This is a genomic window from Brevibacillus brevis, assembly GCF_001039275.2.
Lineage (GTDB): Bacteria > Bacillota > Bacilli > Brevibacillales > Brevibacillaceae > Brevibacillus > Brevibacillus brevis_C.
On the sequence record NZ_CP030117.1, the window covers coordinates 958,805 to 982,663 of the forward strand.

At 48.7% G+C, this 23,859-nt stretch carries 26 protein-coding genes; 11 read left to right on the top strand and 15 right to left on the bottom strand.

The annotated features are described in order from the left end of the window. Positions 1 to 23: 23 nt before the first annotated feature. From AB432_RS05015 to AB432_RS05025, 3 genes are read left to right on the top strand one after another with little or no spacing between them, the layout of a single operon-like run. Positions 24 to 761: an MOSC domain-containing protein gene (locus AB432_RS05015; RefSeq protein WP_048031315.1), complete on the top strand. Its 738-nt coding sequence runs from the start codon at positions 24 to 26 to the stop codon at positions 759 to 761. After that, complete coding sequence (locus AB432_RS05020) at positions 758 to 1,246, top strand: YbaK/EbsC family protein (RefSeq protein ID WP_048031316.1); 489 nt, start codon at positions 758 to 760, stop codon at positions 1,244 to 1,246. The genes AB432_RS05015 and AB432_RS05020 overlap by 4 nt, the downstream gene beginning before the upstream one ends. Next, a complete protein-coding gene (locus AB432_RS05025; RefSeq protein ID WP_048031317.1) occupies positions 1,243 to 1,806 on the top strand; it encodes a hypothetical protein in 564 nt (187 codons plus the stop codon). The genes AB432_RS05020 and AB432_RS05025 overlap by 4 nt, the downstream gene beginning before the upstream one ends. Before the next feature lie 63 nt (positions 1,807 to 1,869). Here AB432_RS05025 and AB432_RS05030 read toward each other — a convergent pair whose 3' ends face one another. From AB432_RS05030 to AB432_RS30655, 9 genes are all read right to left on the bottom strand, one after another. Then, positions 1,870 to 3,123 carry an MDR family MFS transporter gene (locus tag AB432_RS05030; protein ID WP_048031318.1) on the bottom strand — a complete coding sequence of 418 codons (1,254 nt, stop codon included), beginning with the start codon at positions 3,121 to 3,123 and terminating at the stop codon, positions 1,870 to 1,872. A gap of 224 nt (positions 3,124 to 3,347) precedes the next feature. Then, entirely contained in the window at positions 3,348 to 3,839 is a 492-nt protein-coding gene (locus tag AB432_RS05035) for a GNAT family N-acetyltransferase (RefSeq protein WP_048031319.1), read from the bottom strand. 55 nt (positions 3,840 to 3,894) lie between these two features. Then, positions 3,895 to 4,602, bottom strand: coding sequence for an exonuclease domain-containing protein (locus tag AB432_RS05040; protein WP_048031320.1), 708 nt, complete (start codon positions 4,600 to 4,602; stop codon positions 3,895 to 3,897). Between the two features lie 12 nt (positions 4,603 to 4,614). Continuing rightward, entirely contained in the window at positions 4,615 to 5,628 is a 1,014-nt protein-coding gene (locus tag AB432_RS05045; protein WP_173628295.1) for a DUF294 nucleotidyltransferase-like domain-containing protein, read from the bottom strand. A 49-nt stretch (positions 5,629 to 5,677) separates the two neighbouring features. Continuing rightward, positions 5,678 to 7,012: an ammonium transporter gene (locus AB432_RS05050; RefSeq protein WP_048031321.1), complete on the bottom strand. Its 1,335-nt coding sequence runs from the start codon at positions 7,010 to 7,012 to the stop codon at positions 5,678 to 5,680. A gap of 124 nt (positions 7,013 to 7,136) precedes the next feature. Next, positions 7,137 to 8,384 (bottom strand): MFS transporter, encoded by a 1,248-nt coding sequence (locus tag AB432_RS05055; protein ID WP_048035702.1) that lies wholly within the window; start codon positions 8,382 to 8,384, stop codon positions 7,137 to 7,139. An 80-nt stretch (positions 8,385 to 8,464) separates the two neighbouring features. Continuing rightward, positions 8,465 to 9,649: an MFS transporter gene (locus AB432_RS05060; protein ID WP_048031322.1), complete on the bottom strand. Its 1,185-nt coding sequence runs from the start codon at positions 9,647 to 9,649 to the stop codon at positions 8,465 to 8,467. Between the two features lie 75 nt (positions 9,650 to 9,724). Beyond that, positions 9,725 to 10,015 (bottom strand): ArsR/SmtB family transcription factor, encoded by a 291-nt coding sequence (locus tag AB432_RS05065; protein ID WP_048031323.1) that lies wholly within the window; start codon positions 10,013 to 10,015, stop codon positions 9,725 to 9,727. 49 nt (positions 10,016 to 10,064) lie between these two features. Next, positions 10,065 to 10,223, bottom strand: a complete 159-nt coding sequence (locus AB432_RS30655) for a hypothetical protein (RefSeq protein WP_017250025.1) — start codon at positions 10,221 to 10,223, stop codon at positions 10,065 to 10,067. A 135-nt stretch (positions 10,224 to 10,358) separates the two neighbouring features. Between AB432_RS30655 and AB432_RS05070 the strand changes: the two genes are divergently transcribed. Then, a complete protein-coding gene (locus AB432_RS05070; protein ID WP_048031324.1) occupies positions 10,359 to 10,712 on the top strand; it encodes a toprim domain-containing protein in 354 nt (117 codons plus the stop codon). Between the two features lie 94 nt (positions 10,713 to 10,806). Continuing rightward, positions 10,807 to 10,983, top strand: a complete 177-nt coding sequence (locus AB432_RS05075) for a hypothetical protein (protein ID WP_235617619.1) — start codon at positions 10,807 to 10,809, stop codon at positions 10,981 to 10,983. A 33-nt stretch (positions 10,984 to 11,016) separates the two neighbouring features. On the opposite strand, the gene AB432_RS05080 is transcribed toward AB432_RS05075, so the two are convergent. After that, a complete protein-coding gene (locus AB432_RS05080) occupies positions 11,017 to 11,796 on the bottom strand; it encodes an undecaprenyl-diphosphate phosphatase (RefSeq protein ID WP_048031325.1) in 780 nt (259 codons plus the stop codon). 190 nt (positions 11,797 to 11,986) lie between these two features. On the opposite strand from AB432_RS05080, the gene AB432_RS05085 reads away from it, so the two are divergent. Next, entirely contained in the window at positions 11,987 to 12,907 is a 921-nt protein-coding gene (locus AB432_RS05085) for a CvfB family protein (RefSeq protein WP_048031326.1), read from the top strand. Positions 12,908 to 12,963: 56 nt separating this feature from the next. Here AB432_RS05085 and AB432_RS05090 read toward each other — a convergent pair whose 3' ends face one another. The 3 genes from AB432_RS05090 to AB432_RS05100 are packed head-to-tail and all read right to left on the bottom strand — an operon-like array spanning position 12,964 to position 16,437. Next, the gene (locus AB432_RS05090) at positions 12,964 to 14,910 is read right to left on the bottom strand and encodes a TRAP transporter permease (protein ID WP_048031327.1); all 1,947 of its coding nucleotides are present in this window, start codon (positions 14,908 to 14,910) and stop codon (positions 12,964 to 12,966) included. Beyond that, on the bottom strand, positions 14,911 to 15,444 hold the full coding sequence (locus tag AB432_RS05095) for a DUF1850 domain-containing protein (RefSeq protein WP_048031328.1): 534 nt from the start codon (positions 15,442 to 15,444) through the stop codon (positions 14,911 to 14,913). Between the two features lie 6 nt (positions 15,445 to 15,450). Then, positions 15,451 to 16,437, bottom strand: coding sequence for a TAXI family TRAP transporter solute-binding subunit (locus AB432_RS05100; RefSeq protein WP_048031329.1), 987 nt, complete (start codon positions 16,435 to 16,437; stop codon positions 15,451 to 15,453). Between the two features lie 166 nt (positions 16,438 to 16,603). On the opposite strand from AB432_RS05100, the gene AB432_RS05105 reads away from it, so the two are divergent. The 3 genes from AB432_RS05105 (at position 16,604) to AB432_RS05115 (ending at position 20,011) form a co-directional block, all read left to right on the top strand. Beyond that, complete coding sequence (locus AB432_RS05105; RefSeq protein ID WP_048031330.1) at positions 16,604 to 17,890, top strand: sensor histidine kinase; 1,287 nt, start codon at positions 16,604 to 16,606, stop codon at positions 17,888 to 17,890. Positions 17,891 to 17,894: 4 nt separating this feature from the next. Then, complete coding sequence (locus AB432_RS05110) at positions 17,895 to 18,833, top strand: response regulator (RefSeq protein WP_048031331.1); 939 nt, start codon at positions 17,895 to 17,897, stop codon at positions 18,831 to 18,833. Between the two features lie 122 nt (positions 18,834 to 18,955). Next, positions 18,956 to 20,011: a tetraprenyl-beta-curcumene synthase family protein gene (locus AB432_RS05115; RefSeq protein ID WP_048031332.1), complete on the top strand. Its 1,056-nt coding sequence runs from the start codon at positions 18,956 to 18,958 to the stop codon at positions 20,009 to 20,011. Between the two features lie 11 nt (positions 20,012 to 20,022). On the opposite strand, the gene AB432_RS30455 is transcribed toward AB432_RS05115, so the two are convergent. Next, a complete protein-coding gene (locus AB432_RS30455) occupies positions 20,023 to 20,196 on the bottom strand; it encodes a YlaF family protein (protein ID WP_007722723.1) in 174 nt (57 codons plus the stop codon). A gap of 119 nt (positions 20,197 to 20,315) precedes the next feature. Here AB432_RS30455 and AB432_RS05120 point away from each other — a divergent pair, with 119 nt between their 5' ends. Then, entirely contained in the window at positions 20,316 to 20,936 is a 621-nt protein-coding gene (locus tag AB432_RS05120; protein WP_048031333.1) for a PilZ domain-containing protein, read from the top strand. 566 nt (positions 20,937 to 21,502) lie between these two features. Continuing rightward, complete coding sequence (locus AB432_RS05125) at positions 21,503 to 22,621, top strand: PQQ-dependent sugar dehydrogenase (protein ID WP_082196034.1); 1,119 nt, start codon at positions 21,503 to 21,505, stop codon at positions 22,619 to 22,621. On the opposite strand, the gene AB432_RS05130 is transcribed toward AB432_RS05125, so the two are convergent. Further along, positions 22,593 to 23,849: an MFS transporter gene (locus AB432_RS05130; RefSeq protein ID WP_048031334.1), complete on the bottom strand. Its 1,257-nt coding sequence runs from the start codon at positions 23,847 to 23,849 to the stop codon at positions 22,593 to 22,595. The two genes, AB432_RS05125 and AB432_RS05130, sit on opposite strands and share 29 nt — an antisense overlap. Positions 23,850 to 23,859 lie beyond the last annotated feature (10 nt).

The window sequence follows — 23,859 nt, forward strand, 5'->3', positions numbered from 1 at the left end:
AAAGCGTTGGGGAGGGGAACCAAATGAAAAAAGTAGGAACACTGCAGACCATTTTCCGTCATCCTGTCAAAGGGATGCGGGGGGAAGAGCTATCATCAAGTACGGTCGATGAATTTGGCTTGTATGGAGACCGTGCCTATTATTTTTGGGATCATGCCCGTCAAGGTAAGTATCTCAGTGCGGATGTTGTGCCTGCTCTTATCGGGTATCACGCCAGCATGAGCGAAGGGACAGGAAAAGAAGCGTATCCGCCGATTCGGATTGAAGCCCGAGATGGCAGTGTACATACGTGGGATGATGCTTTATTTGCCCATGTCGCAGAGACGGCGAAGCGCTCCATTACGCCTATGATTAGTAGTCCGCAAGAAGGTGGCGTGAACTGGGAAGACCACATTCTGCTGGTTACGGATGCCTCTCTTAGAGAGATCGCACGGCAGATTGGCGCAGAACAGATAGATCCACGACGTTTTCGGGGGAATTTGGTCGTGGTCCTGGAGGATGATGAGCCGTTTGCGGAAGACAAATGGATCGGCAAACAGATCAAAATCAATGATGTGACCTTGCAAGTCAACAAGCACTGTGAGCGCTGTGTATATGTCAATATCGACCCAGATACGTTGGCGATGACTCCTGCCGTATTGAAGGCATGCGTCAAGCGTCACAATAATCACTTCGGTGTATATGCTTCGGTTGTCACGACAGGCAGTGTGTCACAAGGCGATGATGTTTTTTTAGTGGAGATGGGAAGTGACGGGGAATGATTGCAAGCCCTCTGGAAAAGGTTCGCAGTTACGTACAACGCTATGACTCGAGCATCGAGCCGATATTGTTTGAACAGCCCTTACCTACGTCCGAAGTGGCTGCGCAGGCATTAGGTGTCGAGATTGGCCAAATTGCAAAGTCAATTTTGTTTCGGGTAGATGAGCAGTTCGCCTTGTTCGTGGCAGCAGGCGACGTACGTGTCCATCCCAAGCAAGTGAAGGCAGCTTTTGGCCAAGGAAAGCCAAAGATGGCTACACCGGAAGAGGTAGAAAAAATGACAGGCTTTCGTGTTGGAGCGGTTTGTCCGTTTGCTTTACAGGAAGAAGTGCCTGTCTATGTGGATCGGTCCTTGAAACGCTTTGCTGTGGTTTATACAGCGGCTGGCATCGCTGAATCGCTTTTACCGGTATCTTATGAAGCCTTGTTGGAGATGACAGGGGCGAAAGAAATCGATGCCGCTTCGGCAGAAGGGAGCGCATCATGAAAAAGGTTGCAGTCGCCATCGCAGTAGTAGCCATCGTCGTAGTCGCGGGTCTTTCCATGCTGGGAATGTCTAATCAAACGACTGCAATTGAAAACAACATCTCCCATTCTGCTTCCTCGTTTAAAGAGATGACAACAGACACGTATCTGAGTCATTACAACAAAATCAAAGAAGAGTTAGCTGTGAAAGGAATTCATACCCTGCCTTTTCAGCTTGAGCTGGACAAGCAAACGAATTACTACCGCTTTTATTATCCAAAACAAGAAAGTGCGGCAAATGAAAAAGCGATATGGGTAAGCGTCATGCTGAGCGGTGATCAAAAAACAATAGACGGTATCATGTATGAAGGGGTTCCTGACGTTCATACAGTGAAGGCGATGATCCAAGCTACTGGACTTAACTGGACACCGGAGCTGGATCAGTTCATTGCGGTTACCAACGTTGCAAAAACGCCAAAAGAAATGGTTGTTTCCGATGTGAAGGTAACGATTGAAGGAACGTCAACACAAATAAAAGTAATGGTTGACCCCGTGAAATTAGAAGCTCCGAAAAAATTATAATGCTGAATGAAAAAGTGGTTGGCAGGAGGCTATGGCTGCGCAACCACTTTTCGTTGTTGTAGTTTAGCTGCAAGGAGAGGACTCGCGTTTCAAAACGATTTGGAATAGCCTCCCATAAAGAAAGGCACTTAAGAGGGAGCATAACAAGATAAACCCAAAAACGCCAATCGGCATGATCCACTCCGAAAGAATGACGGTCACGGGAGCGAGGAAGCGGCCGAGCGAGTACTGCAGGTTAGCGGCACCCATGTACTGTCCTCGTGCATGTTCTGGTGCGTATTTGCTGACGAAGCTCTGCTCGACCGGAGTTCGCATCACTTCCCCTACTGTAAAAATGACCACGCATCCGAACAACAGCCATGCATTCGTCGTGAATCCCACCAAAAACATGCCTATGCCAAATAGCAAGGAGGACAAGAGGAAGACATTCCGATCGCTCCAGTTCTCAAACCATTTGGTAACAGGCAGGGCACACAGAACAAACAGAAGGCCGCTGATTCCCAGCATCCATCCGAAAATCTCCGTACTGCTAAGCGAGAGTGACCAGGTATTCCACGAAAGCAGTGTCTGCGCTGGAACGAATTCCTTTACATAGACTGCCAAAAATAAATCGAGCTGCACGATTGCAATCGTTATCAGCATGCCTGCGAAAATATAGATGGCAAAAGCTTTGTCGCGTAGAATGACAGCATAGCTCTGCCATTGCTCCTTCATAACGGAAGGGAAATGGATAGAGGCGACAGAGCTTTTTACGGTCGGTGGCAGTGTCTCTCTCACATTAATCCAGATCGCAATCGAATACAAAAAAGTGACAAGCGCACAAGTCCACAGCAGTTCACTGCGGTATTGAAAGAAAAAGATGGCCCCCAAGGCGGGTCCCAATACGGCGCCAATGTTCATAGCTGTAACGAAGGTAGCGAAGGTTCTGCGTCTGTCTTTTTCGGAGGTGAGATCAGCGACCATCGCAGAGCTCGCCGGGCTGTATATCGCTTTGCCGAGCCCGATTCCAATAAACGCAAGATAATCGATCCAAGAGGAGAGGGAGAAGGCAAACAGAACAAACATGCTTGCCTGCAAAAATGCTCCTGAAAGCATGACGTATCGACGACCAAAGCGATCAGCTAGATAGCCGCCAAAAAGATTGCCGATCATACTCATAATCGGTGGCACTGTCATGAGTAACCCGGCAACATTTTTGCCAAAGGTATCACTAAAGTGGAGGGTAAGAAAGGGAAAGTACATCCAAAACAACAGGTTAAAAAGCGTCTCGCCGATCAATCGGGTCTTCAAATTCAGATCCCACTTCAGCCATTGCACAGCAGGTGTACCTCCTGTTTTTGATTCCCTGGCCAGGTACACCTACTTTAGTGCAAATTTTCAAAAAGATATAGACTTATAATCATCCGTCGGGTACACTAATATCATAAGGGCTAAGGGATTAGACCCTGACTTAAGATGTGCCACTTTTAGGTATTCGCTTCCTACACAACAAATAAGCCGACACTTCCTTGTGGAAAGGGGTGTCGGCTTTTCGCATGCTGTTACTTGACCATCCATTGATAAAAATGAACATCGTGCCACTCTCCGAATTTAAATCCCACCTCTTGAAACTTCCCTGCCAAGGAAAAGCCGAATTTCTCGTGCAGCTTCACACTGGCATCATTGCCACCTACGATTCCGCTCACGATCGTGTGGTATTCGAGTTGTTTGGCGCGCTCCAGAATCGCACTCATCAAGGCAGTGCCGACACCTTTCCCGCTTTGATCAGGGGCGATATAAATAGACAGTTCCGTAGATTTTTGATAGGCGGGCTTCTCACGGAAAACGGACAGACTGCAATATCCGATCACTTTCCCTTCGTATTCGGCGACGATGATCGGATGTTTGCCACCGTGCTTGTGAAACCACACTTCACGCTGGGCCAAGGTCTGTGGCTCCAAGTCAAATGTTGCAACAAGGTTTTCCACCGCGTAGTTGTAAATAGCGAGCATAGTGGGCAGGTCACCCAGAACTGCGTCTCTGATCTGTAACATGATATTCTCTCCTCATGTTGGTTGGTAGGACTTGTTGAACTTATTCGAACTACTTCTAGCGTACGGCCTCGTAAACCTGCCGCAGATTTGTAAAGCCTTGGGATTGTGCTTTTACCAAATACTTCGCCCAGAGAGCACCAGCGGCAACAGCGTCACAGTAAGCGTGATGCCTGCGTGAGATCGGGATGTCGTGTGCCGTACAGAGTGCGTCCAGCGAGCCGTTGCCAATGGGATTACTCAACAATCGGATGAGCAGCATCGTATCCAGCATGCGGTGCGTAAGCGGACGTCGGCTCGTTTTCCAAAGCCCAGATCGTAAAAATTCACGCTCATGGCGAGAATGATGGGCGACGAGCGGACGATCTCCGACGAATTGAAAAAAACGGGACAAAGCTTCTAATAGCGGCGGGGCATCGGCAACCATATCATCGGTAATCCCTGTGAGAGAGCGGATGTGTGGAGGAATCGCCCGCCCGGGATTGACCAGCGTATAAAAAGAATCACCAAGGAGGAGGTGCTCTCCTCTCATGGCGACGGCTCCCATCGAGATAATCGCGTCTCCGTGATCGGGATAAAAACCGGTCGTTTCCAGATCGACGACGACAACCTCTAGATCGTGCAGAGGAATATCGGCACTGGAATCGACTGGTTTATTCGCTTTGGAGATGGAGCGCAAATAGGCGATGTGCTGTTTGTCATCTGTTATATCTGGAAGAGCCTGACTCATATGCCAAATACGATCAAATAAATCCCATTTTGCCACGCAAATCGCCTCCTATCCCCCAAAAACGGACGGGAGCTTTTCTGTCATTTTTTGCAGGCGGATCGCTAGCTTCATTGACTGTCGCACCATCACTTGGGTGTCAGGAGAAAGCTCCCCTAGTTTGATATAGCTATTGCTCGTGTATTGCCCATCTTCCCAATGGAGGGGAGCAATCAGTCGCAGACCTTGAATTTGTCGGAAGTACGCGGCTACCTCGTCACAGAAGCTTTTGCTCCAGACTCCTTTTTCGCCGAGTAGATCCAATCGTTCCAAGGTAGAGCTGGCAAAGATGCCATGCGCCAGGGCAAAATGCCGTACGCAATTCACCAGTGGCAAATAAATGCCGTACTTCACATTGATGGCGCCGCGGAAGCGTCCATGGACCTCAGGTAAAACTCTGCCGAATATTCCGAGTGGCACCCGATAATGCAAAGTATTGCTCACCAGTCGATTTAGCAAGAAGCCATTCCCTGCAAGCAATTGACGGAAGCGGTCATGGACGGGAGTAAAAATGGCAGATTCGCCCCATAAGACACGCACATCACTTGCGAGCAGTAAATAACGAGCGTTTTCCCAGATGGGGTGAGAGACCCATCTGTCTATTTGGTCCAGCCATTGTTCGGTGCTGCCTCGCCATTTTGGAGAGAGGCAAGTGACATTCCCTTGGCAGGGAGGATAGCCGGCTACCTCCAAGCCAGCAACGATCGTCGCTCCCAGCAACTGAAAGTAGCCATGTATCTTTTCTGTGTCCTGTTCGCCCAGATGATCTGGCAGTTGATAGACGAGGCCGTTATCCTGATCGCTGATGAGTGCTTGCTCTGACCGGCCACCACTGCCGAATTGCAAAAAGGCAAAGGGGACGGGAGGGGTACCCAAGCCCCTTTTGGCAAGGTCGTTCACTGCGAGGAGCACCCCTTGTCGGATGAGATTGTCGTGAATCAGATTGACGACGATCGAAAAGGGGGCCAATTCCCCTGCGCGATTCAATGGACGCAAGACAGAGGGATTCAGCAATTCTCGTCGCAATAAGGCCAGCTCGCCAAAGGAGTCAACATTCCGTATTTTTTCCACTTGTTCAGGTGAGAGAGTGAGAGGTGCTGCTTTGAGTAGATGCAGCCGGTCGTACGCGTTCAGGCTGGAGTAGTTCGGGATAGCCGTATCCCCCGTGTTCGCTAAGGTCAAGACCAACCACCTCTTCCTCTTCTGTGACTCGCAGGCCAATGGTTACTTTTAACACATACAAAATGATGAAGGCTACTAAGAAGACGTAGAGCGCGGAGCCAGCCAAGCCCAACGCTTGAATCCCTAACTGGTGCAGGCCGCCGCCATAAAACAGCCCAGGACCGCCTACGCCGACCTTTTCGGCAAGCTCCGGAGTAGCGAATAAACCCGTGGACAACGTTCCCCAAATACCAGCCACCCCATGCACGGAAAAAGCGAAGACAGGATCATCAATTCCCATGCGGTCAAACCAAATGGATGTATAGAATGTGAGAATACCTGACACCGCGCCGATCACGACAGCTGCCCACGGATCGACGAAGGCGCAGGATGCTGTAATCGCGACGAGAGCAGCGAGTACGCCGTTGAGCATGCTTGGGATATCTGCTTTTCCCATGACGATCCAGGAGATGGCGAGAGCGGCGACAGCTCCTGCTGCGGTAGCGAGATTGGTAGTGACGGCGATATAGCCGAAAAATCCAGATGTGCTACCGAGCGTGGAACCGGCGTTAAAGCCGAACCAGCCGATCCAAAGAAACAGGACACCTAAGACAGAGTAGACTTGGTTGTGACCAGGAATCAGATTGGAGCTGCCGTCGCGATTGTATTTTCCGATGCGAGGCTTCAAAAGGATAGTGGCGACGAGTGCGACGATGGCACCTTGGAGATGGACAACCGTAGAACCAGCGAAGTCTTGCATTCCGAGCTGTGCCAACCAACCGCCGCCCCATACCCAGTGACCGACGACAGGATAGATGAGGACAGTAAACAGTACGCTGAAAATAAAATAAATAGACAGCTTGGCGCGTTCAGCAAAACCGCCCCAGGCGATCGCGAGTGAAACGGCCGCAAAAGCGAGCTGAAAGAGGAAGAGAATCGAGATAGGAACAGTTGCTGCGGAAAAAGCGGAGAAAGCGTCTTTTTGCATGCCGTCAAAAAAGAATCCGGAAAGTCCGATGAAAGAGTTGCCGTCTCCAAACGTCAGACCAAAGCCAAACGCCCAAAAGACAATCGAGCAGATGCCAAAGGTAAGGACCGTTTTGCCTGCGACGTGACCAGCGTTTTTCATGCGAGTAGAACCAGCTTCCAGCAGGGCGAATCCAACCTGCATGAGAATAACCAGAATGGCTGAGACCATGACCCATGTGGCGTCAATGGCAGATGAGAGACTTGCGACAGTAGGTTCCATCCATCTACCTCATTTCTGTGTCATATAACCTGACACTAATTCATTTATGTCAGATTATATGACATGAAAATTCCGGTTGCAATTGTTTTTTTGCAAATAATGAGAAAACACCAATCCTTCCGTCTTAAGCGGAGGAGGATTGGTGTTGTGTGGTTGGTTTTCGTTTTTCAATCAGGAAGCCTGCGAAGCTCATGACCGCGAGGAATAGTCCACTGACGAGGAAGAGCTGCTCGACAGGCCATTTGCCCATCCAGATGGCGCCTAGGCTGCTGGACAAGGTAGAAAAGAAGGTGAACATGAGCATGTTGATCGCAAATATTTTGCCTGTACTGCTGCTCGTTGCTTTGATTTGAATGGCAGTCACGGTCGGGATACCAATGAGCGGTCCACCGAACCCTGCAACGGCTGCTCCGAGAAAGGCAATCCAGTGAGCGGTGCCTCCTGTCGTAAGCAACAGGAATCCAATTGCCTGAAACACCCATCCAATCAAAATGATAAACAAATAGCGGTTGTAGAACGATCGAGCCATGTACAGGCTTCCCAGCAGGTTTCCGATCCCGTAAAAGCCCAACAAGACAGCTAGTGTACTTCCGTTTCCTTGCTGCATGCGTTCGGCCATAAATGGGAAGCCCACCGTATAAGTGACCTGCCAGACGAGAAAGCCCATATTACTAAAGAGAAGAATCAAGAACAGGGCGCGATTCTGTTTTAGCTCCTGTAAACCTGAGGCAATATCCCGGGTGTACTGGCTGGGTGTCATTTTCGTCGTAGACATTCGCTGTTGATCAGTTAACGAAATACGAATGGCATAAAGAAACAAGACGGATATTAAATAGCTGCCTGCGTTCACGAAAAACAAAGTAGACAGCGGCATAATCGAAGCGACTAGTCCAATCGACATTGGCGCAATAATCCGAATCGTCCGGAAAGTCGTGTCCAAGATGGCATTTGCTCGTCCTAGCTGTTCTTGGGGAACAACTGATTTGAGCGCAACAGTCCGTGCTGGCTGAAACAGACTGGAGAACAACCCCAATAAGAATTGAGCTGCCAGAAAAAAAGCAAACTCTTCCACACCGATGTAGACCAGGATGCCAACGATGATTGCGACAACAATTCGCGCAACATCCGCTCCCACCATGAGCATGCGTGGGCTGTACCGATCAGCCATGACCCCGCCGACGAGGTAAAACATGAGACCCGCCACCATCTCCGGGATCACGAGCAAGCTCAGCACCGTACCCGATTTGGTTGCTTGCAGCAAATACCAGAGTAATGCGAAGCTGTAGCATTGATCACCGATGCTTGCCGTCATTTGCGCGAGCCAGAGTTTGAGAAACGAACTGTTTTTCCATAAAGATGGGGATGAATCCACGTTGACCCTCTCCGTCCTGCTGACTGCGATAAAATGAATTTGACCATAGCGTAGCAAGGCGAAGAGGGAAAGTAAAGGACTCATGCTCGTGCGGTTACATTTAATTTACCAGTCCTCCAGACAAAGAGAAAATAAGCGATAAGAAAAGTGAAGGAGGCGAAGGTGCTGACCCCCGCGAAACCAAAATTAGAATACAAATTGCCTGCGAAAGAAGAGGCAATGAAAGTCCCTATGTACATGCAAGCGTTGGCCAAGCTCGATATGGTACCGCGCGCGGTGTCAGATAATGATTGCAAGTAGCCCATCAGGACAGGCACGAGTACACCGCCGAAGCAGTACAGGAAGAAGAGGACAACCTGCAAAAAGCCAACTCCCGGTATGTAAGGCAAAACAAGATAGAGCAGGGCGCTGCCCAGAAACCCAACAGTCAAAATCGTATTTCTCTTCCAACGCTCGAGTAACCAACCGCTGAGTAAGCTGCCAACGGTGTTGCCAAGCCCGATAACTAGAGTAATCAAGCCAATTTCGGTAACGGATTGCTGATATTGATCGGAAAGCCATACGCCATAGAATGAAAAGACTGCATAGACACCCGTCATGAAAACGAAATAGCCGATAAAGCTGCGTGAAGCTTGTGGTAGTCGCAACAGATCCTTGTAACGCGCAAAAATAGCCACTCGGGTGTTGTTTGTTCCAAGCCCGGCTATAGAGGTAGGAGGCAATAAATCAGGAAGTTTTCGGATGATGAGTACAAAAGCTCCGAGAGAAGTAATTCCTACAGCCAAAAAAGGAAGCGACCAATGATAAGCTGACAGAAAACTGCCTATAGGTACACCGATCACTTGGGAAACGGAAAGACCTGCCATGACAACCCCCATTGCTTTTCCGATACGAGCAGGGGGAAACAAAACAGGAATGGCAGCCCACACTTGAGGACCGATAAAGGCAGAACAGATCCCGGCAAGGAAGCGAAAGAAAAGCATCGCGGTGAAACTAGGTGCAAAGGCGCATGCAAGTGTGGAAATTGCAAATCCGAGCATACCGGCTGCCATCACATGTTTTCTATTTCGATTATCAGATAGCGGACCGGCTACTAAAGCGGCCAAAGCAAAACCAAGAGCATAAGTTCCAATCAGCCAGGCTGCCTGGTTCGTGGATACGTGATATAACTCTCGCAAGGTTGGCAGCAGTGGGCTGATGATAAATGTGTTCGTACCGATCAAAAACATGGTGAAGAAAAAGATCATCAAAAATAGGCGCTCCATACTAAAACTCTCCTCTTTGTTTTATAATTATATAGTTAAATAACTTTTGAACTATCGAGTAAAAAAAGGATACCATTACAAGGTATCTAAAAAGCCAGGCAGTATTTGATCGAATGTCTCTTTATAGATGCGCATGTATCGTGTTTGCCCTTCCTTTCTGACTTTGATTAATCCTGCCTCTCGAAGTGTCTTGAAATGATAGGAGGCATTGGACTTGGAAGTGTCGCAGGTCAAGCCCACTTCCGTACAACTCAGCTCGTTGTCGGAACGATACAAGGCCTTTAAAATGGCTAGCCTTGTCTCATCTGCCAACGCTTTAAAAATCTTGATTCGCTTTTCGGTTAGTTCAAGTTGTTCAATATTCATAAAACTATCTTACTAAGGAAACTCTATCCAAGCAACCATTTTATTGCTTTTATTTTTGATTCTTCCTATTTTCGTTGTTGTGCTGATGCTGATAGGAAGATCCTTGGTTGTCTTCGGTATGCGTATCATCGGCAACTGTACTGCTGGTTAGTCCTGCTACAGCTAATCCTTTTTGATTCAGGTTTTTGGCGCTTTTGAATTTGGACATGTTACTACCCCCTGTTTGTAGATGGATGCTTCTATAAGATGTCTTGTTTCGAAAGGGAGTAGTCATCCTCATTTTCCTAGCTGGATGTTGAGGTATACTATAAAAAAGTGCGTGAGTCAGGGAGGAGGGGAGCGGATGGCAGGGTGTGTCATGATCGTGGAGGGGAAGACAGACAAAGAACGCTTGCTTCGGGTGCTGGCTGAGCCTGTCACCATTCTTTGTACATACGGTTCCTACAGCTTGGAAAAAGGGGAGAAGCTGCTCACTCAAACAGAAGATGCAGATGAGGTATACCTATTTACGGATGAAGATGACAGCGGGAAAAAATTGCGAACGCATTTAAGTGAAGACTTTCCCGATGCGATCCATCTGCATACGCCGAAAATGTACAGAGAGGTTGCTGACACGCCTCTTTCGGTACTGGCAGAAATTTTGGAGCGAGCAGGCTTTGCGGTTATTGTGCCTCATCCTGATCTTGGAGAGCGGTAAGGGGATAAAACACCGTTTCATCGGCTATAACAGTAGTAAATGGAATGGTGGAGGTGCGAAGCAATTGCGTAGTTTGATGACGTTTTTTAATCGAATGAATATTATGGTGTGGCTGGTAGGTATCTTTGTCGCTCACGCCGCGCTCTATCTAGTGCTGGGGACAGCGACGTGGCTGGCTACCTCGCTTTTGGCAACAGCATTCTACGGCGTTATTTTATTGGTGGGCAAATTAATTGCCAGCCGTTATCCAGACAAGGAAGAAAGCAGATAAAAGCCGGTGAGCAAGCAGCCGGCTTTTTTCGCATTACCAGCCCAAGAGCTGCATGAGTAAAATGAACCCACCCAATACCCATACGTAGATGGCGAAGCCCTTCATCGAGCCTGTACTGATGATGGTAAGCATCCAGCGAATGGCAACATATCCCGCTAGTCCGGCAAACATGGTGCCCACGAGCATTGGGATCAATAAAGCTGTTTCAAGCGGTGTTTCTACGAGCTTGGCTGTTTGTAGGACACAAGCCCCCAGAATCGCAGGCAAGGATATTAAAAACGAAAAGCGAGCAGCGTCAGCACGGTCGATTCCGCGCAGGAGTGCACCGGCAATCGTCAGTCCGGAGCGGGAAATAGCTGGCAGAATCGCAGCACCTTGCAGTGTCCCGATGATGAGGGCGTCCGTGTAGTTGATTTCCTCGAATCTCCGATTTCCACGGCGCATAGACTCCACCGCCCAGAGGATCGCGCCCGTCGCAAGAAATTCCCACCCAATCGTAATGCCTGTCTGGGAGATTTCTTCAAAATAATCCTCAAAGGCGAGTCCGATTACTGCCGTAGGGATTGTGCCTACGACCAATAGCTTGGTCAGCTTACTCATCGGATTCATGATGATATAACGAACCTGTGGCCAAAAGACGATAACGACAGCGATCAGCGTACCGAAATGGAGCATCGTGTCAAATAAAAGGCCTACCTCCTGCATGCCAAAAATTTTGCGAAACAGGACGAGATGACCCGTGCTCGATATCGGTAAAAATTCAGTCAAGCCTTGTACAATGCCAAGAAAAATATGTTCAAGCAACAACAGCATAGGCAAGAGTCACTCCAGTCTTGAAAAAGTAGGGTCAAGCCAGTCTTACTGTCATATGTATGTCCGTGAATGGAAGACTTGCCTATTTCGTTGGGCATCGTTATTTTGTTAGAAAAAAGTTGTGGTATTTTCTTGCGGGAGATGGGTATAGTTAGTGTGCACAATGGTAGAGAGCGAGGAAAAAATACATATGTACAAAAGACAAATGCGTGAAAAGCGTGAGCCCCAAATCATTCAGAACGACAATTTGGCGGCAGGGATGACGCTTACCATGACGGTAGCGCGAAAAACGGAAATCGGCTATTTTTTAAGCGATGGCAAAGATGAAGTGTTTCTCCATGCCAATGAAGCGCATGAGCGTTTACATATCGATGATGAGGTCGAAGTGTTTTTGTACCATGATCACGAAAACCGACTGGCTGCGACCATGGACATGCCTCATGTCGGCATGGGTGAATACGGCTGGCTGGAAGTAGTGGACATTTCTCCGCGCATGGGTGTATTCCTGGACAACGGTATTAACAAGGATCTGCTCTTGTTTATCGATGACCTGCCCAAGCATAGTGATGAATGGCCGCGTCCCAAGGATCAAATGCTGGTAGCGCTGAAGCAAGACAAGCTCGGCAGACTCTTGGCAAAGCCGGTCACTGAAAACGAAATCGTCAAGATCGCAGCAATGGCAGATCAGAGTATGAAAAACAAGTCTGTCGAAGGTACGGTCTACAAAGTGATTCAAGCAGGTGCGTTCCTGTTGACGGAGGACGAGCATATCCTTTTCATTCATCGTGATGAAATGGTAGGGCGACTGCGCCTCGGACAAACGGTGCGCTGCCGTATCAGTTTTGTACGTGAGGATGGCCGTCTGAACGGTTCCATGAAAGAGCGCAAGGAAGTGCAGTATGGCGAAGATGCGGACAAGCTGCTGCGCTATTTGATCAATCGTGACGGGGCGATGCCTTATACCGATTCGACAGAAGCGGATGTCATCCGAGAAAAATTCCAAATGAGCAAGTCCAGCTTCAAGCGGGCACTCGGCAAGCTAATGAAGGAACGCCGCGTGGAGCAAGTAGACGGCTGGACCAAAATCATTCGAACCGACAAAGACGAATAAACAGGGAAAGCCCTTCTTTGCATGAACATGCGCAAAGGAGGGCTTTTTGTTATGTTTCACAGTGTTGTTTGCACAGATTGTTTTTGTTTGCGGGCTTTGTAATACGACAACGAAAAAACGAGCCCTAGTAAAATAATACCAGCAATATCCGTTTCGATTCCAGGAATGACCGCGAGAACACCACCTGCAACCGCGAGGATACGCTCCAAGACGTTTAGCTTGGACATCCAGTAGCCGATTAACCCTGCTCCCACCCCGATCATCCCAAGCGTTGAAGTCAGCATAACCCAAATCGATTCCAGCAAGGTAGTATTAATCAGCAGCAAGGCTGGTGAGATAACGAAAATATAGGGAGCCATAAAAGCCGCGATTGATAGCCGTGTTGATTCTACGCCTGTCCGGATTGGCTTTGACTTGGCAATGCCTGATGCGGCAAAGGCAGCAAGCGCAACCGGCGGCGTGATGTCTGCGACAATGCCGAAGTAGAACGTAAACATGTGCGCCGCGATAGGAGGAACGCCCAATTGAATGAGCGCTGGAGCTGCGATGGTCGAAGTGATAATGTAGTTCGCCGTTGTTGGCGTTCCCATTCCCAAAATGAGCGATGCGATCATGGTAAAGAACAACGTAAGCAAAAGCTGGCCGCCAGCCAGATCAATCAGACCATTTGCCAGCTTCAACCCAATCCCTGTCAACGTAATCGTACCGACAATGATTCCGGCACACGCTGTTGCAGCGACGACGCCGAGAGCCATTCTGGCACCTGAGGCAAGCGCTTCTAAAATATCAGCAATAGACATGCGGGTTTCTTTGCGGAAGGCTCCTACGATGATTGTGGAGACGATACCGATAATTGCGGCGCGCTCGGCTGATATGTTCATCATCAAGGCTGTAATAATGATCACGATGGGGAGGAGCAAGTACATTTTTTTCAAAACTTCTTTTTTGTTCGGCAGTTCTTCCTTCGAGAGTCCGCGCAACCCGAGTCGTTTTGCTTCGAAGTGCGTCATAATCCAGATGCCGACGAAAAATAAAATCGCTGGAAGAATCGCTGATTTGGCGATTTCCAAGTAAGGAACGCCGATGAACTCCGCCATCAAAAAGGCAGCAGCCCCCATGACAGGTGGCATAATTTGTCCACCAGTAGAGGACGAGGCTTCCACCGCCGCGGCAAATTCGGAACGATAGCCGAGCCGTTTCATCATCGGGATGGTAAAGGCACCGGAGGTAACCACATTGGCAACAGAACTGCCGCTAATCGTCCCTTGCAGGGCGCTGGAAAAAACGGCCACCTTCGCAGGACCGCCGATTCGTCTGCCTGCAATGACCAGCGACAAATCGTTAAAATACTCACCGACCCCTGTTTTTTCGAGAAACGCCCCGAACAGCACAAACAAAAAGATGAAGGTAGAGGAAACGGCGAGCGGCGTACCGAGAATACCCTCTAGTGTGTAGTAGCTGTGCCCAATAATCCGCTCGACATCACTGCCGCGATGCTCCAAAAAGCCTGGCATGTAAGGTCCGAAGTAGGTGTATAAAAGAAAAATGGTGGCGATTAGAGCGATTGGAATTCCGACGACTCGTCGTGCAGCCTCAAGGACAAGCACGACAGCAATACCGCCGACCACCATATCCATCGTCGTATAGTTGCCTGTTCGGGTCACAAGTCCTTCGTAGTCAATGACCCAATACAGTGACACGAAGACGCCTAACAGGGCGAGAACCATGTTCACGATTCCGATTTTGTTCTTGTTGCCTTTGGATGTCCCTGCATACAACAAATAGACAAGTACCAGTCCGAAGGCCAAGTGGATCGGACGATGAATCTGGGGAGGAAGCGTGAAGAAAAGCGTGCTGGATAACTGGTACAGGGAGAAGAGGACAAGTAGACCAAAAGAGATCCACTTCATGGGACCCGCGAGCTGGCGTGTGGCTGATTCCTTGTCGTATTGCGCGATCAGCTTATCCATTTCTTGCTGGTTCATATTTGATGTTGTGCTCATCTAGTAACCTCCTAACTCGCTCAGAATGGATCGCTTTTCTGCCTGAATCGTAATGGCTTCTCCCGGCTTGTCGATCAAGCTCAACGGAATATCCTGTCCAGCGAAAAGCAACGTATGATTAGCCCGTACTTGCCCGATAAAAAGCCGTATGGCAGGAAAAGAGCGCTGCATATTGCGAATGTGGAATCGTCCATCGGCCAGAACCAGCTCCTCGCCGGGAGCCAATTCATTTTCCATGCCGATACCATAGTCGTGAAAGCTCATCTCCGATAAAATAATTTGACCGTCTACAATCCGGTATTGCTCCTCGATTGTGGAGAGATGAATAGAATGAGTCCAGCGGATGCCAAAGGATGCTTCATCCTGGATATTGGCACTCCAAACCACCTGATTCGACCGTGTATCCCGGATAACCAGAGCGTGAATCAGCGGAGTGGAGATGCCCACATAAATGACAATGACGAGAAGAAAGAAGGAGAAAAGGCGGAACAACGTCCGCCCTCTTCCCTTTGTTACTGCCTGGATAAAAACCATCTGGCTTTACTTCACGCCTTTTTCGTCGAAGTACTTTTGGGCACCTGGGTGAACAGGGATGCTGACGCCGTTCTTCACGTTCTCCAGTTTGATTTCCTTGGCTTTGGCGTGACCGAGCTTGTCGCTGTTCTCAAAGATCGCCTTTGTTACTTTGTACACGAGGTCTTCACTGAGATCGGAGCGAATCAAGAGCATCGATTTGACGGAGACGGTTGTCACTTCTTCTGGAACGGTTTGGTATGTATTGGCAGGGACTGTTGTCTTTACGTAGTAAGGGTATTTGGCGATGATTGCATCGATTTTGTCCGCGTCAATTGGAATGATTTTTACGCCAGTTGTCGCTGCCAGCTCCGTGATTGCTGCGGTAGGTGTACCGGCAGTTTGGAAGGCAGCATCCAATTGACCGTCCTGAATGGCTTTGGCAGAGTCAGCAAAGGAGAGACGCTGGAGCTTGGTATCTTCAAAGGTCATACCGTATGCTTCCAAAATTTGCTGAGCGTTCACTTCTGTGCCGCTTCCCGGAGCGCCTACGGATACGCGCTTGTCTTTCAAATCGGCAACGCTTTTTATATTGCTGTCAGCAGAGACGACGATTTGGATGGTCTCATCGTAGAGAGCGCCCAGTGCTTGGAAGGAATCAATTTTACCGTCTTGCTGGAACATGTTCGTTCCCTTAGACGCATACTCGGCAATGTCGTTTTGCGTGAAGGCAATGTCCGCCTTTTTATCACGAATGAGGCGAATATTTTCTGCTGAAGCGCCTGTGGCTTGAGCAGTAGCAGTGATGCCAGCATTTTTCGTGATATGGTCAGCCATGCCACCACCGAGTGGGAAATAAGTGCCGCCTGTACCGCCTGTTGCAATGATTAGTTGGGAAGGATCGGCGCTTCCTCCACCTGTACCTCCTTGTGTCGAGTTGCCGCCACCACATGCCGTCATGAGCGACATGGACAGAAGCAGTGTGAGCGAGAGAAGAAAATGACGCTTATTCAAGATAATTCCCCCCAGTCTAAATGTTCTGTTTATATTGCTTTCTTTGGCATTGTAAGGGGAGGTCTATAAAAAACTACAAAAATCTATAGAAAAATATAGTAAACTAAGAAATAAACGTTAACGATTTTTTGAACAATTTCATAGGAGGAAGTGCGGGCTACATTTTATGAGAGAGACCATTTCGATCCTGCTGCTTATGCTCATTGCTGTCCCGATTGCCGGGGAGCTCAAATTTCATCCGTTTCAAGATGATTTTCGCATTAGCTTTGGTACAACGGCTTTTTTCTTTTTTTTATTGTGGCTGCGTCCTTCTTTAGTGGCAGGGATAGTAACAGGAATAATTGTTGTTCTATTTAGAATAGTCTTGGATTTTTTGTGTGGCGATGTCTTTTCATTTCTGTCATCTCTTCAGATGCACTTCCCCGCATTTTGCTATTACGCTACCTTTGCTTGTCTATTCTCGCTCTTTCGCGTTAATACACTACATCATCGACCGCTTTGGGTGGGATTGTTGGGGACAGGCGCAGAAATAGCAGCCAATTTGGTAGAGCTGTCCTTTCGTGCTGTGTCCTTGGAGGGAGTCTTAAGGCTGGAGGTCGTAGGGCCGATTGCTGTCATTGCATTAATACGCAGTTTTTTTGTTCTTAGTTTTTTCAATATGATTCAGCTGCGTCAGGCGAAATGGATGGAAAAGCAACAGCGCAATCGAAACGAGCAGATGTTGATGCTCATCTCCAATTTGTACGAGGAAGCAGTTCTTCTAAAAAAGACATTGCATCAGGTTGAGGAAATCACGCGCGACTGCTATGAGCTGTATCGCGAGATGAACGAGGTGGAACACAAGGATGGGACGACGAACAAGCGATACGCGAAGCGACTGCTGTCCCTTGCTGGGCAAGTGCATGAAGTGAAAAAGGACAATCAACGCATATATGCAGGCCTCTCCAAGCTGATTTCTGACGAGAAAGAACGTGACTATATGCCACTGGGCGAATTAATAGCCATCATTGTTCAGGGGCAACGAAAGTACGCGAAGCTGTTGGAGAAGGACATTCAGTTTGAAACGAATGTGGAGGTGCCGTATCTCGCTTGCCACATTTACACGACACTCTCACTCATCAACAATCTGGTCGGCAACAGTGTCGAAGCCATCCGCGACCGGGGGATGGTATCGATCGTGGCTTCGATTGACGAGAGTCGGGAGTGGATTCATTTTGTTGTAACCGATGATGGGCCAGGCATTGTGGTGAAGGACAAGGAGCTCTTGTTCATGCCTGGATTTACTACCAAATACGACGTATCAGGCAGGCCATCCACGGGAATTGGGCTATCCTACGTCAAGGAAGTGACAGCCAGTCTCCAAGGAATGATTGATTTATCCGAGGACTTATGCGGACAAACAACACAGTTTTGTATTCGCCTGCCAATCGCAACTCTGATTCAGAAAGGGTGACCTCATGCGCTACTTCATTGTGGACGACGATCCTGGAATTCGATTCATGCTCGGTCAAATGATTGAGGATGCTGATTTGGGAGAGGTATGTGGGGAAGCAGAGGATGGCTCACAAATTGACCACGATTTCTTGAATTGGAAGCAAGTAGACATCTTGTTGATTGATCTTTTGATGCCGAATCGAGATGGCATTGAAACAGTGCGCCAGTTGAGGCGTTTTACAGGCAAAATTGTCATGATCTCGCAAATCGAAACGAAGGAGATGATCGCTGAGGCGTATGCGACTGGGATTGAATACTACGTGACCAAACCGGTGAATCGACTGGAGGTCATCAGTGTTCTACAAAAGGTACGGGAACGCATATTGCTCCAGCAATCCATCGAGGGTATTCAGCGGTCGCTTTCCGTTCTGTCCGGCAGTATGAACGTGACGCCTGCACTTTCCAAAGAAGCATCGTATCCTGAAAAGGGCATCTTGTCTTCCGCACGGTTTCTCTTAACGGAACTGGGGATGATCAGCGAAAAAGGCAGCAAAGATTTACTCGACATGATGGAGTGGCTGTACCGCTGGGAGAAGGAAAGGGATGGGGAGGTGAATCTCCCACCTTTACGCGATATTTTTTGGGCGATTGCAGCCCGCAAGCTGGGGAAGGGAGGGACTGTCCTGATTCAAAAGGAAACAAAGGCAGCTGAGCAGCGGGTTCGCAGAGCGATCTATCAGGCATTAACGCATCTGGCTTCCCTTGGGCTGACTGATTACAGTAATCCCAAATTCGAGAGCTATGCGACCACATTCTTCGATTTTACTGAGGTGCGAAAACGCATGCTGGAGCTGGAGAATCAGATGGAAATGACGATCTCTTCTACTCGTATCAATACCAAAAAGTTTATTTTTGTACTCTATATGGAGTCAAAAAGGCGAATTGGTGTATTTCAGGGCTGACTTTTGGAGTGGGCATCCAAATGTGATAAGATAATTCTATTGGTCATGAGCGAGGGCTTCGATGTAAGCTGGTAAAAGCTTTGGAATGCCTCCGTTTTACATTTGTTTTGGGAGGGAAATAAGTGAGCGAACTACGTAATCCATGGCAGCTACTTTACCGAGTCTATCGTCATGTGCAACCTGTTCTGGAGCGAGAGTTTGCGGCCTGGTACAAAAGAGCACAGGCGATTCCCAATCCCGAGCTGAGAAAACAGGCACAAGACAGCATGAACTCCAAAAAGTTTCACTGCCAAGGGGGATGCGTTTATGCAGCACAAGTCATCCCGTATGTGGAGACAATTGTTCCGCTGATTGTCGCCTACCAAACAATCAGTGACTACTTGGATAATCTGTGTGATCGCAGCACGTCACTAGATCCGCAAGACTTCCGTCAGCTTCACGTGTCGATGCAGGATGCACTGACACCAGGCGCGCCCTTGCGAGACTATTATTTGTACCGCGAAGATAAGGATGACGGCGGCTTTTTGGTTGGGTTGGTTCAGACCTGTCAACAGCATGTCGCACAATTGCCAGCCTATGAAAAAATCCAGGCAAAGATACTCGAGTTTTCTTGTTTGTATAGCGATTTGCAAGTATACAAGCACATTGCTCCCCATTTACGCGAGGATCACTTGTTGACGTGGTGGGATCAGTACAAAGAACGCTATCACGAGTTGCACTGGCAAGAATTTGCGGCTGTCACAGGCTCGACTATCGGGATATTCGCGCTTTTTTGCTTGGCGACTGATCCAGATGTAGGGGAAGAGCAAATTCAAAACGTAAGTGAAGCTTACTTTCCGTGGCTGTGCGGGTTACATATTTTATTAGACTATTTAATTGACCTGGAAGAAGATAAAGTAGGTGGAGATTTAAACTTCGTGAGCTATTACGATTCGGAACGGATAGCGACTGAGCGCTTGAAGCTTTTTATAGAACAAGCAAAGGCAAGCGTTAAACGCTTGCCAAATCCTGCATTTCACCGTATGATCGTGGACGGGCTAGTCGCGTTTTATCTCGCGGATCGCAAGGTAAATCGGAGCCAGCCACACATTTATACTATCGCTAGACAACTGCTGAAGCAGGCAAAGGGCTTGCCCTCTGTCCTGTTTTATGTGAACAGTTTACTTGTACGGCGATAACGGAGAAGAGGTTAGCGCATATGCTTGCGCTTGTACGAAAAGCCAAATCCCATCAACGAGAAGGCAACAACGATACAGCCAAGGATACCGAGGGGGCTTTTTTCCCCAATGGCAATGCCAACTCCGATGAGACAGGCGGTTACCAAAAATGCCAAAGCCAGTGTTACCAATTGATAACGATTCATCGGTCTGTAACCTCCTATCTGTCAATGTTCCCATTATACCTTATTTTCCGCGAAAAGCATCCAGGTAAAGATTTCGGAAATCCCGGTAATATATTTGTGCGAAGTGGTGGAGAACGCAGATGGAAAGCATAATACAAATTAGAAAAGGGAATCGAGTGATAGAAGGTCATGTTACCTATGAAGAAGGGGACTTGATCGAAGCCTTATTTCCCAGCCCATTGGATGTCACGGTGGGGGATCAGATCCCTTGTCTATTGACGGCTGATTATGAAACGATTAATACGTTTGAAGCCGTAGTCGTGGCTAAAGACAAAAATCGCTTGTTTTTGTTCCACTCTCCAACAGCTACTGAGTTTCGGGAACAGCGCAGACGCTATCCCCGTTTCGACATGGAAGTTAAGGGGTGGATCCAGTATCCGACGCAGGAGCCAGACTCATTTTTTTCCGTTTATAGCCAAATGGTGTACTTGGTGAATTTGAGCCTGGGAGGCTTGGCATTCCGCTCAGACAAACAGATTCCTGCGGATCAGCAAATTGTCTTTTCTTTTGAATTGTATGGTCGCAATCGCCCGGATGGGGTAGTGAAAACTGACCTGGTTATCATTCATGAGCGAATAGAGGGTCCGAACTATTTTTACGGCTGTACGATCAAAGGAATCAATGCTCGTCATTTTCACAATCTGCGAAAGTACATTTTGCATCGGCAAATCGAGGAACGAAGACAAGTGAAAATCGAGTAGGTCTTTTTCGTGAATTGGTTCAATGGGGACCAATTTTTTTTTTTTTTTAGGGGGTGTAGTGAGGGGAAGAAGCGGATTTCCAGTCTACGCTTCGGCCTACGCCCTGCCGGAGGCGGGGGCTGTCCGCTACGGAATGAATGTCGGGAGCGCCTCAAAAGTAGAGGTTCGAGGATGAATTTTCAGAGGTTGAGGCTGAAAACCCCCGACATACATTCCTTCGCTGAGTAGGGCTCCAGAGGCGCTTGGACTGAAAATCCGCTTCTTCCTACGCGGCTACAGAAAAAACGGAAAAGACTTCTTGGCAAACCAAGCAAAAAGATCTAAAAACAGGACGACGACCTTAGCTGTGGAAGCACGGTGATATGTTTGGAAGGAGACCGCCCGAACGTAGAGAGGATACAGGCGACTGGAAAACATGTCACCGGGCTTCGGCCCCGGCACAACTGCTGGAGGGCCAAGCAGATTTTTGCGAAGCGAAAAGAGGACATAAGCGTGTACTAGCGAAGATTTGTCTAAAATGCTTCCTGGTTCCTACTGAACAAATCACGCAGGGAGGAAAACGTGAGATGTGGAAAAAATGGATGCTTTGTGTGCTTACCTTGATCCTGAGTATACCGGTTGTGGCCTGCGAGGCGAATCCTGCAACAGAATCGCAGCCAGCTCAACAGTCTCTTCCCTATCGGATGGAGGTATTGGCTGATCAATTAGATGTGCCGTGGGCGATGGATATAGCCTCGGACGGTCGCTTCTTTTTCACAGAACGGCCTGGCAGAATACGTGTGATCCAGTCAGGCAAGCTGCTGCCGGAGCCGCTCATCTCATTCCCTGCCCCGTTTATAAGCGAGGGAGAAGGCGGGCTGTTGGGCCTTGTGCTCGATCCTGATTTTGCGAATAACCACTACTTGTACATTTACCATACTTACAAAGAGGGACTGGCTACTTTCAATCGTGTCCTGCGACTACGAGAAGCAAACAACTCAGCACAGATTGACAAGGTACTCCTCGACAAAATCCCGGGAAGCTCGATCCACAACGGAGGGCGAATCAAAATCGGTCCGGATCAGCGTCTCTATATTACGACAGGCGATGCGCACGAGCCGAAGCTTGCACAAGATCGGGCAAGTCTCGCCGGAAAAATTTTGCGCATCAATCTGGATGGAACCATTCCTGCCGACAATCCTTTTTCCGGCTCACCTGTATACAGCTATGGACATCGCAATTCGCAAGGCATCGCATGGTATCCGGATACAGGGAGACTCTATAGCTCGGAGCACGGCCAGACTGCACATGATGAGATCAATCGGATCGAGCCGGGGGCCAATTACGGCTGGCCGGTCATTTCTGGTGAACAGCAAAAAGAGGGGATGAAAACCCCCCTCCTGCAAAGCGGTGATACGACATGGGCTCCTTCTGGCATGACGTTTGTATCCAAAGGGCCGTGGAAAGGACAACTGCTCGTAGCGAACCTCAGGGGCAAGCAGCTTCAGAAAATTAGCTTAGACGCTACTCGACCGGATACAGTATTGGAGGCTGGTGCTTTGTTCCAAGACGAGTTCGGACGATTGCGCGATGTGATCGAAGGAAAAGACGGTTCACTCTATTTGTTAACCAACAACCGCGATGGTCGTGGAAATCCGAGAGAAGGGGACGATAAAATTATCCGACTCGTTCCGATCCAGTCGTAGCGGAAGCAATAGCCACGTCTTGTGTTGGTTTCCCCCAAATCCATCGTTGTAAGAGGACAGCGCCTGCGCCAATCGAAGCGATTAACATTCCGACCCATAAAAAAGCAGTGTTTGGACCCCAGATGGTCATAATGACGCCACCGAGCAACGGAGCAATAATGAAAGTGGCGCTCGTCAATGAATCGATAATTCCCCTCACGCGGCCCAGTGCTTGCGGGGGGCTTTCTTTTTGTATCAGATAATTGGCACCGACCGATGTCAGACCTGTTCCGACTCCAGCCAATAGAGCGGGAATCAGCAGCCAATACATGCCATCACCCGGCTGGAACAATCCAATCCACGAAAAACTAATTCCAATGAGCAAAACACCACCGCCCAGCACCCAACCGTAGGAACGAATCTCTTTTAAGCGATGTAGCCAGGTGACGGTGGCTAGTGCGCCTAGTCCAATGACACTAACTGTAAACCCGAGCATTTCCGGATTGTCGGGTAGTTTCTCACGGAAGATCACGGGAAACTGTGTATCCGCCAACTGAATCGCCAACGAGGTAACGGTTGCGAAGATCGTGGTGAGCAGCAGGACACGGTTTTGTAAAAAGATGCGCCAGCCCTCTTGCCATGCTTGACGGTAAGGAAGAGGCTGCTCTTCTACGGATGTACGGGACAACGTATGCTCCACTTTACGAATCATGAACAGAAATCCAGTAGAGAGAAGGAATGTCGAAGCATTAATCATCAGACAAATGGCAGGGGCAAAAACGGCCGCTACCAATCCTCCGGCAAGTGGGCCGATCAATTTCCCCATCTGGTATACGGCTCCATTCAAGGCAGAGGCTTGTAACAATTGATTCTCAGGTACGATTTGGCGCGTCAAGGTCTGTTGCGCTGGATCATTGAAGACAGAGGCACCTGAACGCAGGGCAATGACCACCAAGAACCAGAACGGAGTAGGCATGGCAAGCAGGAGTAAAGTGAGAGCAGCCTGAATGATATTCATCGTCATGATCATACGTACCTTATTCACACGGTCTGCCAGCACCCCGGCAAACTGCCCGAGCAAGATGCTTGGAGCCGCATAGGCAACGGGCAGGAGAGCCATCGTCATCGGATCAACCTTCCACACAAACCCCAACAGGATGGATACCGCAATAAAATCAAACCAATCGCCGAGCGTAGACAGTCCGTAAGAGATGAACAGCGTGCGAAACGTTCTATTTTCTTTTAACAAAAAAATCCCT